This window comes from Sedimentitalea nanhaiensis DSM 24252 (assembly GCF_000473225.1).
Classification (GTDB): domain Bacteria; phylum Pseudomonadota; class Alphaproteobacteria; order Rhodobacterales; family Rhodobacteraceae; genus Sedimentitalea; species Sedimentitalea nanhaiensis.
In genome coordinates, this window is record NZ_KI421509.1 from 4,144,299 (window position 1) to 4,156,460 (window position 12,162).

Genomic DNA, 12,162 nt, shown 5'->3' on the forward strand with positions numbered 1-12,162 from the left:
CGAGGTCGCGCGCGATGCGCAGCCGTATACTCGTGTTTGCCGTTCTGTTCATGTCCAATCTTCAGCCGTCCGACGAGCTTGTCTCCCCATGGGTAGCACGGCGACCAGGCTCTGCAACAAGACCGATCGGGCATGCGATCCGACGGAGAGCGTCTCGCACGGGTGCGTCCATACCCAACAGGACGGGCACCCGGCCGTGATTGTCAGTCCAGGTCAAAGCGGTCAGCGTTCATCACCTTGACCCAGGCCGCAACAAAGTCCTGAACAAACTTTTTATCGGCATCGCCTTGGCCATAGACCTCGGACAAGGCGCGCAATTGCGAGTTCGAACCGAAGACCAGATCGACGCGGGTTCCGGTCCATTTTGCCTCGCCGCTTTTGCGGTCACGCCCTTCGTAAACGCCTTGGGTATCAGGCATCGGTTTCCACTCGGTGTCCATGTCCAGCAAATTGACGAAAAAATCGTTGGTCAACTGCCCCGGTCGCTCGGTCAAAACGCCGTGGGTGGTACCGCCATGGTTGGCACCCAAAACCCTAAGCCCCCCGACAAGCACGGTCATTTCGGGCGCCGTCAACGTCAACAGTTGCGCCCTGTCGACCAACAGGTTTTCGGCCGAGACGGTGAATTCTGTCTTCAGGTAGTTCCGAAATCCGTCTGCAACCGGCTCTAGCACGTCAAAGCTTTCGACGTCCGTATCTTCGGCGCTTGCATCGGTGCGGCCTGGCGCAAAGGGAACTTCGATGTCCTGTCCGGCATCGTGCGCCGCCTTCTCGATGGCCGCACAGCCCCCCAAAACGATCAGATCGGCCAGCGAGACCTGTTTGCCGCCCTTGGCCGAGGCGTTGAACGAAGATTGCACGCCCTCCAAAGCGGCGAGCACACGGGACAACTGTTCCGGCTGGTTTACCGCCCAGTCCTTTTGCGGTGCCAGACGAATGCGCGCGCCATTGGCCCCGCCCCGCATGTCCGAACCGCGATAGGTCGAGGCAGAGGCCCAGGCGGCTTGTACCAACTCAGCGATGGTCAGGCCTGTGTTCAGAATGCTTTCCTTGAGATCGGCAATGTCGCTGGCGTCGATCAGCGCATGATCCAGCGCCGGAACCGGATCCTGCCAGATCAGATCCTCTTCGGGCACTTCCGGCCCCAGGAACCGGATCTTTGGCCCCATGTCGCGATGGGTCAGCTTGTACCAGGCGCGGGCAAAGGCGTCGGCAAATTCATCCGGGTTGGCGTGGAACCGGCGCGAGATTTTTTCATAGGCCGGATCCATCCGCATCGCCATATCGGCGGTGGTCATGATGATAGGCACCTTTTTGGACGGATCTTCGGCATCGGGCGCCATGTCCTCTTCGCGCAGGTCCTTTGGTGTCCATTGCTGCGCCCCTGCGGGGCTCTTGGTCAGCTCCCATTCATATCCGAACAGAACGTCGAAATAGCCATTGTCCCATTGCGTCGGGTTCGGGGTCCAGGCACCTTCGATGCCACTGGAGATGGTGTCGCGACCATGGCCGCTGCCATAGCTGCTGATCCAGCCCAGGCCCATGTTTTCCAGGCTTGCGCCTTCGGGTTCGGGGCCGACATGCGCCGCATCGGCGGCACCATGGGTTTTGCCAAACGTATGCCCCCCCGCTGTCAGCGCAACGGTTTCCTCGTCGTTCATCGCCATGCGGGCAAAGGTCTCGCGGATGTCACGTCCCGACGCGACGGGGTCGGGGTTTCCGTCCGGTCCCTCGGGGTTCACATAGATCAGACCCATCTGCACGGCGGCGAGCGGGTTTTCCAGCTCGCGGTCGCCAGAATAGCGGCTGTTGGGCTTGTCGCTGGTGGCCAGCCATTCCTGTTCGGACCCCCAGTAGATGTCCTCTTCGGGTTCCCAGACATCCGCGCGGCCACCGCCAAAGCCAAAGGTCCTCCCGCCCATCGACTCGATGGCGCAATTGCCCGCCAGCACGATCAGGTCGGCCCAGGAGATTTGGTTGCCGTATTTCTGCTTGATCGGCCACAACAGGCGGCGCGCCTTGTCCAGATTGACGTTATCCGGCCAGCTGTTGAGAGGCGCAAACCGTTGCGACCCGGACGTCGCCCCGCCCCGGCCATCGGCAGTGCGATAGGTGCCCGCGCTGTGCCAGGCCATACGGATGAATAACCCACCATAGTGACCATAGTCCGCAGGCCACCAATCCTGGCTGTCGGTCATCAGCGCATACAGGTCTTTCTTTAGCGCCTTAAAATCCAGTTTCTTGAATTCTTCTGCATAGTCGAACGACGCACCCATCGGATCGGACAGGGCCGAGTTCTGATGCAGCACCCGCAGATTCAACTGATCGGGCCACCAGTCGCGGTTGGTGGCGCTGCCAAAAGTGGTGTTGCCATGCACGACAGGGCATTTGCCCGCTGCGTTGATGTCGTTACCGTCCATGATATTCTCCCGTCTAGATAAGTGCAAAATTTTGCGACCGCAAAGGTCTGTATATGCCCAAGCGAACCGGGAGCCTGTGTTTCATGACTTCGTCCGGTTCATCGTCTTGCTGTTTCTGTTGTCCTGCGCAGGCCGTGACAGCCGCCTTTTCCCCGTTTCGCCAGGCAAACCCTAGCATGGCAATTTCATTGAATTAAGTTGCATTTTCCGATCCAATCGATAATTTTTTCCTATGGCTCATCCAACTCTGAAACAGCTGCGATACTTCGAGGCGCTGGCGCGTCATGGCCATTTTGGGCGGGCCGCCGATGCCTGTTCCATCTCACAGCCCGCCCTGTCGGTGCAGATCCGTGATCTCGAAGAGATTCTGAGCGTGCAACTGTTCGAACGCGGTGCACGCCAGGTGCGCCTGTCGGGCTTCGGGGAAGAGGTCGCACCGCGTGTGCGCGACATTCTGCGCGCTGTGGACGAGCTGACCGACCTGTCCCGCGCAGCACATGACGGGCTGACGGGGCGGCTGCGGCTGGGTGTGATCCCGACCATCGCCCCCTATCTTTTGCCGACGCTGATCCGCGCGCTGGATGCCTCCTATCCGGGCCTTGAGTTGCATGTGCGCGAAACCCTGACCAGCAAGCTGATGCACGAGCTGGCCGAGGGCCGGCTGGACGCCGCCATCGTCGCCCTGCCGGTATCGGAACCGGCCTTTACCGAGGTCGCGATCTTCTCCGAAGCCTTTGTGCTGGTCCGCCCCGCGGCCGATGAGGACCAGCCCGTTCCGTGCAGCAATACCCTGCGCGGCATGCGGCTGCTGCTGCTGGAAGAGGGCCATTGTTTCCGCGATCAGGCGCTGTCGTTCTGCAGCGCGCCTTCGGCGCAGCCGCGCGAGGGACTGGACGGCAGTTCCTTGTCCACACTGGTGCAGATGGTCGGCGCTGGCATTGGCGTCACGTTGATCCCCGAGATGGCAGTGCCCGTCGAAACCGGTGCCACGCCGGTGTCTGTCACGCGGTTCGACAGCCCGCAGCCGACCCGTACCGTCGGGATGATCTGGCGCAAGACCAGCCCCCTGGCCGCCCAGCTGAGTGAGGTTGCTGAAACTGTACGCCAATCCGCCGCCGGGCTTTACGGTCAGCAGCACCCGGCGCAAGATACATCCTAGCGGGCAATCAGACTTTTATGCGTTGCATCTTCGGATCATAAAGCGGCGCAAGATGCACCTGGCAGGGCACCCGCTGTGATGCGACATCCAGTTCATACGCACCTGACGTTACAAATTCCGCCGTAACCCCATCCGGGTTGCGGACATAGCCAAAGCCAATGGATTTTTCGACCGTATAGCCATAGCCGCCACTGGACAGCCAGCCGACGCGCTGACCGTCACGATAAATGGTTTCGCGCCCAAGCAAGACGATCTGGGGGTCGACAGTGAACCCGGCCAGCCTCTTTTTCACCCCATCCTGTTGTTGCGCCTGTGCCGCAGCGCGCCCTTTGAAATCGATATTTTTGTTCAATTTGACAGCCCAGCCCAGCCCAGCCTCATGCGGGGTATGATCCGGCCCGATATCCGACCCCCAGGCGCGATAGCCCTTTTCCAGACGCAGGGATTCGATGGCACGGTATCCCGCGTTGGCCAACCCATGGCCCTGCCCCGCCTGCATCAACGCACTGTAGACGGTCGCGGCATATTCCACCGGCAGATGCAGTTCCCAGCCCAATTCGCCTACATAGGTCACCCGAAGAGCGCGTACCGGACAACCGGCAATGCCAATCGTGCGCAGGGTGCCAAAGGGGAAACCCGCGTTAGAGACATCAGCCCGTGTCGCCCCTTGCAGAATATCCCGGGCACACGGCCCCATCAGCGACAGCACCGCGCTGGCCGAAGTGATATCGAACAGCTGACAATTCAATCCTTCTGGAATGGTGCGGCTGATCCAGTTGAAATCACGGGTCGCGAAACCGGTGCCGGTGACAATGTAAAACTCGTCCTCGGCCACGCGTCCGATGGTTAGATCACATTCTATGCCACCACGATCATTCAGCATCTGGGTATAGGTCAGCGCACCCACAGGACGATCGACATCATTGGCGCAGATCCAGTTCAGCGCCGCCAGCGCGTCCGGCCCCTTGAGTGCGAATTTCGCGAACGAGCTTTGGTCGATCAGCACCGCCGCCTCGCGTGCCGCCGCATGTTCACGGCCCACGGCATCGAACCAGTTCTGGCGGCCAAAGCTGTAGTCGTCCTGTGCACCCAAAGTATCGGCAAACCAGTTCGGGCGCTCCCAGCCCAGTTTTTCGCCAAAGACCGCTCCGTGGGATTTGAGGATCTCATACAGCGGCGATTTGCGACAGGGCCGACCCGAGGCGTGTTCCTCATGCGGCCAGCCCATGGTGTAATGCTTGCCATAGGCCTCGATGGTGCGGGTGCGCACCCAATCGGTGTCAAAATGCGGCCGGCCAAAGCGACGAATGTCAGCAGACCACAGATCGAACGGAGGCTCGCCCTTGGCGACCCATTCCGCCAGCGCCATGCCCGCCCCGCCCCCGGCGGCAATTCCAAAAGCGTTGAACCCGGCCCCGACAAAGAAATTCCGCAGCTCCGGGGCCTCACCGATGATGAAATTGCCGTCCGGGGTAAAGCTTTCCGGTCCGTTGGTCAGGGTTTTGATCCCTGCTGTTTGCAGCGCCGGAACCCGGCCAAGCGCCAGCTCCATCATCGGTTCGAAGTGATCGAAATTGCTGTCCAGCAGAGTATAATGGAACCCCTTGGGAATCCCATCTACGGCCCAGGGAATCGGGTTGGGTTCATAACCGCCCATCACCAACCCCCCGACCTCTTCCTTGTAATAGGTCAGCCGGTCCGGGTCGCGCAGGGTGGGAAGATCCGACGGCACCCCTTCAAACGGCTCGGTCACCATGTACTGGTGCTGCATCGGCACCAGCGGCACATTGACCCCGAACCGCGCGGCAAAATCGCGGGTCCATTGCCCGGCGCAACAGATCACCCGTTCACATTCGATCCGGCCCCGGTCGGTGACGACGGCGCGAATCCTGCCCTTGTCGATCTCGACATCGATGACCTTGGTGTCCTCGAAAATTGTCGCCCCCGCCATACGTGCGCCCTTGGCCAGCGCCTGGGTGATGTCGGACGGATTGGCCTGCCCGTCGGTCGGCATAAAGGCCGCGCCGACCACGTCGTCGGCATTCATCAGCGGCCAGAGTTCCTGTGCCTCCCTGGGTGTCAGCAGTTCCATGTCCAGCCCAAAGCTATGCGCCGTGGTGGCCTGGCGCTTGACCTCGGTCCAGCGTTCGGCGTTACAGGCCAGACGCAGCCCGCCGTTCATCTTCCAACCGGTGCCCAGCCCGGTTTCGGCCTCGATCCGATTGTACAGATCCACCGAATAACCCAGCAATTGGGTGATGTTGGCGTTCGAGCGCAGCTGCCCGACCAGCCCGGCGGCATGAAACGTTGTGCCCGACGTCAGTTTCTTGCGTTCCAGCAGCACGGTATCGCGCCAGCCCAGCTTGGCCAGGTGATAAGCGGTCGAGCACCCGACGATGCCGCCGCCGATGACGATGGCCTTGGCCGATGTGGGGAGATCAGTCATTGTCTTGCCTCAACCGTTGAGAAAACTGTCATGGGCGGCGCGAAACCGCGCCAGGTTTTCCGCCGTATAGGCGGCATAGTCGAATTCGATGTCCGATGTGATCTCGCTGACCATGCTCCACATGGTTTCGCGCAGCAGAGCGGCACATTTCATCGCCGCGTAGCGGTGCCGTAACGCATCCGTCACCGGCGCCGCGAAATAGGTTTCCAGCATCCAGTCTTCTTGTGCCGGGCTGAGCCCGTTGTTGGATGCCAGCCCGCCCAGATCGAACAGCGGCGAATTGAACCCGGAATAGTCATAGTCGATCAGCCAGAGCCGTTCACCGTCGTCCAGCAGGTTCGCGGCCAGCAGATCGTTGTGGCCAAAGACGATGTCAAACGGCCCAGAGGCCCGTTCCAGAGCGTTGCCGAAACCAACCAGTTCGGGCACCAGTGCACCGTGGGAACTGTCCCGCGCGATCAGCGTCGCGCCATAATCGCGAATGACATGGAACACCCAGAAAATTAGTGCCGGACCGTGCAGGTGTGCCGGCACATCGCGATGACAACGCGTGACCAGATCCAGAATACGCGGCAACATGTCGGGGTGGCGCACGTCCTCGGGCGTCATTGTGCGGCTCTCGATGAACTCCAGCACCGTCAGCGCCGGTTCGGAATAGACCACCGCCGGCGCCACGCCAGCCGCATGGGCCGCACGGCTGGCCGACAGTTCGTTGAAACGCATCACATGATGTTCCGGAATATCCTCGCCCACCCGCACCACAAAAATGCCCGAGGCATCCCGCACCCGATAGTTGACATTGGTAATCCCGCCTTCGATGGGTTCGGGCGTGACCGGACCGCTCCAGCAGGGCAGAGCCCGTATGCGGGCGACAATATCGGGGGGGGTCATGACGGGCTCTCCAGTCCAAACCGGATGCGTGCACCGCGTGCCGCCGCGCTGACCAGCCTGTCGGCAATGATGGCGATAAAGGCGATGGCGAGACCGGCCACCAGACCGCGTCCGGTATCGGCCTTGGTCAGTGCGATATAGACCTCCTGACCCAGATCGCGCGTGCCGACCAGCGCGGTGATCACCAGCATCGACAGCGCCAGCATGATGGTCTGGTTGATGCCCAGCAGGATCTCGGGCAACGCCATCGGCAGGCGGATCAGGCGCAGCAATTGCCATTTGCTACAGCCCGATACGGTCCCGGCCTCGATCAGGTCCTGGCTGACGTTACGCACGCCGTGGGCGGCATAGCGCACCGCCGGGGCCAGCGCGTACAGAACGATGGCCACCATGGCGGTAAAATCGCCGACCCGGAACAGCATCACCACCGGGATCAGATAGACAAAGCTGGGCAAGGTCTGCAGCGTGTCGATCACCACCCCGATCACCTGCCCGCCACGTCGGCTGAGCGCGGCGACAACCCCAAGTGGCACCCCGATCACTGTCGCCAGAATCACCGAAGCCCCGCACAGATAGACCGTGATCATGGCTTTGGGCCACAGTCCCGCCAGCAGGATCAGCCCCGACAATGTGCCACACAACACCGCCAACCGCGCCCCTCCGGCGCGCCAGCCGAGCAGCACCAGCATCGCAATGGCCCAGGGCCAGGGAATTCCCAGCGCCATCTGTTTGACCGGCAGCATGAACCAGGTCAGGAACGCAACCTTGATCGCCTCGAAGCTATCGAAATAATTTATGTTGAGATACCGCACGACCTCGCTCCAGAATGCGCCGGTGGTCAGGGTCTGGGCCTCGGGATAGTCTTTCAGCGCCGGAACCAGACGCCCGAGCAACCAGGCGACGACCAGCACAACCAGGACCAGCACCATGCGCCGGTGCCGCCTGATCCAGCCCTGTCCCGCGGGTACGGTTGGTGCCTGCCCCGCCTGCTGGGCAAAGGCCTGGCTGATCCGGTCCACCGCGATGGCGAGCACCACGATGGCCAGCCCGGCCTCAAACCCTGCGCCGATATCCAGACGCCGCAGCGCCGCCAGCACGTCGAACCCCAATCCGCCGGCACCAATCATCGAGGCAATGATCACCATGTTCAGCGTCAGCATGATCACCTGGTTGACCCCAATCATAATGCTCTTGGCCGCTGACGGCACCAGGACCCGCCAAATCAATTGACGCGGCGTGGTCCCCGCCATGCGACCGAAATCCACAATCTCCGGATCGACCCCTTTTAGCGCCAGCGTGGTGACCCGGATCATCGGCGGGGTGGCATAAATGATGGTGGCGATCAGCGCCGAGACCGGGCCAAAACCGAACATAAACAGGATCGGCACCAGATAGGCAAAGACAGGAACGGTCTGCATCAGATCCAGCATCGGCGACAGGATCCGCTCGCCAACCGGATGGCGATAGGCCCAGATGCCAACCAGCAGCCCGCCCCCGGCCCCAATCGGAACGGCAATCGCAACCGAGGCCAGCGTCACCATGGCGCTGTCCCATTGACCGAACGCCGCAAGGTACAGAAAACAGCCACCGGCCAGTGTGGCCAAACCCCAGTCGCGGCAATAATGCCCCAGCGCGATCACCGCGACGATGACTGCGATCCAACTGGCGGCAGGCAGGATTTCAGTGGCCGCGGCACCCTGCCCGGCCCAAAAGCCCTTGGCCAGAAAGGACACCATGAACTGATAAGGCTGTTCGATCAGCCAGGCGATGGCGCGGGTCAAATCGGTAAAGGCCAGCGGCCCGACATGCGCATCTTCGACCAGCCATTTCATCGCCACCGTGATCTGTGACTTGAACGGGACGGTCCAGGCCGAGGGGAATTTAACCAGCCAGCGCATGTCCAGCGCCTTGGCAAGATCGCCGCCGTATTTGCCCAGCACAAGTGTCAGCGCGATCAGCCCCAAGGTCATCGCGCGCCGCGGCGTCAGCCAGCGCACAGCCCCGCCGTTGACGGAAAACGCGTGCCGGTTTGCCACCCGCTGCGTCATGTGGCGGACCCGGTCCCAAACAGCACGCGGGCCACCGCAACCCGGTCGACAGCGCCAACGATGCGCCCATCGACATCCGCAACCGGCACGGCGGTGTCGGCCGCGATGATCCGCTCTGCCACATCGGCCACCCGGGCATCCGCCATGATCGCCGCGCCGCTTCCGGTCAGATTGGCATCCACCAGCGCCCCCACCGTCAGCACCTTGTCGCGCGGGATATGGCGGGTGAATTCCGCGACATAATCAGTTGCCGGGCGCAGCAGCAATTCCTGTGGCGTGGCGACCTGGATGATCTCGCCGTCTTTCATGACCGCGATCCGGTCCGCCAGCCGTACGGCCTCGTCAAAGTCGTGGGTGATGAACACGATGGTCTTGTGCAGCCGGGCTTGCAGGCGCAAAAATTCGTCCTGCATTTCGCGGCGGATCAGCGGATCCAACGCCGAGAAAGGTTCGTCCAGAAACCAAAGGTCCGGTTCCGTCACCAACGAGCGAGCGATACCGACGCGCTGTTGCTGCCCGCCGGATAATTCACGCGGATAGTAGTCCTCGCGCCCTGTCAGGCCGACCAGTTCGAGCACCTCACGTCCACGCGTGTTGGTCTCTTGTGCGCCAACACCCTGCACAGTCAGCGGAAAGATGATGTTCTGCAGAACGGTCAGGTGCGGCAACAGGGCAAAATGCTGAAACACCATACCCATCTTGTGACGCCGGATCTCGATCATCTCGCGGTCGCTGGCCTGCAGCAGATCGGACCCTTCGAAAAGCACCTGTCCACGGGAGGACTCGATCAGCCGCGCCAGACACCGCACCAGGGTGGACTTGCCCGAGCCCGACAGCCCCATGATGACAAAAATCTCGCCGTCGGCAATGTCGATGCTGGCATCGCGCACTGCGCCAATGACCCCTGCCGCACGGATTTCGGCGTCCGTGGGCGACGGCGACTTATGCAAAAGCTGGTCAGCATTCGCGCCATACAGCTTCCACACATTCCGGCAGGACAGTTTGATCGGTCTTGTCATGCTGGCCCTTGCGTGTCTGAGGGATACCGACTCGGCCCACCGGCAGAACCCGACCCGATCATCCGGGTTAATCGGGCATGGGGGCAATAAAAACAGTCCGTCAGGGCGGCCAGCCAAACCGGCAGCCCCGCTGACCACGGCTACTGACCGACCCAGCCGGACCAGCGATCCTTGTTGTCGGTCATCCAACTGGCGACGACATCGTCAATATCGACACCCTCCAGATCCGCCTTGGCGACCATCGCGCTCATTTCGTCATTGTTGACGGTGTAATTGGCGATGATGTCATAGGCACCGGGCCACTTTTCCTGAACGCCAGCCCAGGCGGCTTTCCAGATCGGGCCGCGCGGCTTGCCACAATCATACGCCATTTCCGGATTCACCCCGACTGACGGATCGGAATAGCATTCGGCCGAATAAGGTGGAAATTCGACGAATTCGCCGTCGTATTTTGCCGGGGCCCAATGGGGGACATAAATCCACAGAATGATTGGGTCCTGTCGCTGATAGGCCGATTCCAGTTCCGCAAACAGGGCAGCATCGGTGCCCGCATGCACCACTTCGAAATCCAGCTCCAGCGCCTCGACACGTTCTTCGTCAAACCCGCCCCAAGTTACCGGACCGCCGACATAGCGCCCCATCGGCGCGGTTTCCAGGGTCGCGAATTCCTCAGCGCAATCTTTCAAAGCCTGCCAGTCGGGCAGCCCCGGACAGCGCTCTTTCATGTACATCGGATACCACCACTCCTCGATCGCGGACATGCCGGTTTCACCGACGTTCACGACCTGACCCGTTGCGGTGGCTTCATCCAGCGCCTCGCGTCCGGTGGTTTCCCAGATTTCCATCGCCACGTGCAGGTCGCCAGTCTTCAGCCCTGCAAACTGGGCGATATAATCGGCCTGTACGAATTCCACATTGTAACCCGCCTGCTGCAGGATCGCGCCCATGATCTTGGTGTTGATCAGCTGACCCGACCAGTCATGCAGCGTCAGACGGATTGGATCATTTGATTCGACCTCGGCAATCAGCGGCGCGGCCAGCACGAACGATGCGACCGCCAAGCCCAGCACTTTGGATTTCATAACCATTTCCCCCTCCCAGAAGCGTTTTTACGCCAGTCGGACCAGCGTTGGACACAAACATGCGGCACGCCACATGGACTGTCAATAAAAACCACACTTTCCAACAATAATCGCCTTCGTTTTTTGCTGGATTACAAATTCAGACGCGGATAAATGTTCTAAACGTACCTTTTTGTGGTATTTTGAGCCATTCCTAGATTGGGAGCCTCCGGTGCAGCAGAAGAGCAGAACCAGCAATCAGCGCGAGGAAGAAATCCTGCGCGAGATCCGGCTTGCCGGTGGCTCGTGCCGGGTCAGCTATCTTGCCGACCGGCTAAGCGTTGCTAACGAAACCATCCGCCGCAACATTCGCTCGCTTGAGGAAAACAACGTTGTGCGCAAGGTGCATGGTGGCGTGCATCTCATCGATGAGCTGCACGAGCCGCCATTTCAGAACCGGATGGACATACATGCCGCCACCAAACAACGGTTGGCCGCCGCAGTCGCGGATACCATTGGCCATGGCGATTCGGTGTTTCTTGATATCGGCTCGACCACCGCATACGTAGCGCTGGCGCTGCGTCGGCACCGCGGCCTGCATATTGTCACCAATTCCGTCTTCGTCGCTCAGACCCTTGCGACCCGCAACTCCAACCAGGTCTTTCTGGCCGGCGGCGAATTGCGGCCTCATGACGGGGGCGCTTTTGGAGCCGAGGCGCTGGATCTGATTGGGCGTCTGAACGTCCAGTTCGCGGTGTTTTCGGTTGGCGCAGTAAACGCCGACCTCGGGTTCATGCTGCACGATCTGGAAGAGGCAAATGTTGCCCGCGTCGCGGCTGCGAACGCGCAGGTTCGCATCGTTGTGGCCGATAGTGAAAAGTTTGGAAAACGTGCGCCGGTCTCGCTGGATCAGGCCGCGCAGATCGACATGCTGTTTACCGATAAATCCCCACCTCAGGATATTGCCCGCATGCTGGACCGGCATGACATCGACCTGATCGTGTCCGACGGGCCGCGTCCAACCGATGCTCCCAGCCGGTGACTGTGACCCTTGCACCCGGCACCGGTCGAATATGCCCGGGAATCCTCCTAAAGGTGCCGCCGACGTGTTGGGGCAA

8 protein-coding genes are annotated in these 12,162 nt (G+C 61.1%); 2 read left to right on the forward strand and 6 right to left on the reverse strand.

The features are described from left to right. Nucleotides 1-203 precede the first annotated feature (203 nt). Complete coding sequence (katG, locus tag NANH_RS0122550; RefSeq protein ID WP_027264069.1) at nucleotides 204-2,420, reverse strand: catalase/peroxidase HPI; 2,217 nt, start codon at nucleotides 2,418-2,420, stop codon at nucleotides 204-206. 232 nt (nucleotides 2,421-2,652) lie between these two features. Between katG and NANH_RS0122555 the strand changes: the two genes are divergently transcribed. After that, nucleotides 2,653-3,579 (forward strand): hydrogen peroxide-inducible genes activator, encoded by a 927-nt coding sequence (locus NANH_RS0122555; protein ID WP_027264070.1) that lies wholly within the window; start codon nucleotides 2,653-2,655, stop codon nucleotides 3,577-3,579. A 7-nt stretch (nucleotides 3,580-3,586) separates the two neighbouring features. On the opposite strand, the gene NANH_RS0122560 is transcribed toward NANH_RS0122555, so the two are convergent. The 5 genes from NANH_RS0122560 to NANH_RS0122580 form a co-directional block, all read right to left on the reverse strand. Then, nucleotides 3,587-6,025 (reverse strand): GcvT family protein, encoded by a 2,439-nt coding sequence (locus tag NANH_RS0122560; RefSeq protein WP_027264071.1) that lies wholly within the window; start codon nucleotides 6,023-6,025, stop codon nucleotides 3,587-3,589. A gap of 9 nt (nucleotides 6,026-6,034) precedes the next feature. After that, nucleotides 6,035-6,916, reverse strand: a complete 882-nt coding sequence (locus NANH_RS0122565) for a phosphotransferase (protein WP_027264072.1) — start codon at nucleotides 6,914-6,916, stop codon at nucleotides 6,035-6,037. Continuing rightward, nucleotides 6,913-8,964: an ABC transporter permease gene (locus NANH_RS0122570; protein ID WP_051372563.1), complete on the reverse strand. Its 2,052-nt coding sequence runs from the start codon at nucleotides 8,962-8,964 to the stop codon at nucleotides 6,913-6,915. The genes NANH_RS0122565 and NANH_RS0122570 overlap by 4 nt, the downstream gene beginning before the upstream one ends. Continuing rightward, nucleotides 8,961-9,983: a quaternary amine ABC transporter ATP-binding protein gene (locus NANH_RS0122575; RefSeq protein ID WP_027264074.1), complete on the reverse strand. Its 1,023-nt coding sequence runs from the start codon at nucleotides 9,981-9,983 to the stop codon at nucleotides 8,961-8,963. The genes NANH_RS0122570 and NANH_RS0122575 overlap by 4 nt, the downstream gene beginning before the upstream one ends. Nucleotides 9,984-10,123: 140 nt before the next feature. Beyond that, the gene (locus NANH_RS0122580) at nucleotides 10,124-11,065 is read right to left on the reverse strand and encodes an ABC transporter substrate-binding protein (RefSeq protein ID WP_169730254.1); all 942 of its coding nucleotides are present in this window, start codon (nucleotides 11,063-11,065) and stop codon (nucleotides 10,124-10,126) included. Between the two features lie 211 nt (nucleotides 11,066-11,276). On the opposite strand from NANH_RS0122580, the gene NANH_RS0122585 reads away from it, so the two are divergent. Continuing rightward, nucleotides 11,277-12,086, forward strand: a complete 810-nt coding sequence (locus tag NANH_RS0122585; protein ID WP_027264076.1) for a DeoR/GlpR family DNA-binding transcription regulator — start codon at nucleotides 11,277-11,279, stop codon at nucleotides 12,084-12,086. Nucleotides 12,087-12,162 lie beyond the last annotated feature (76 nt).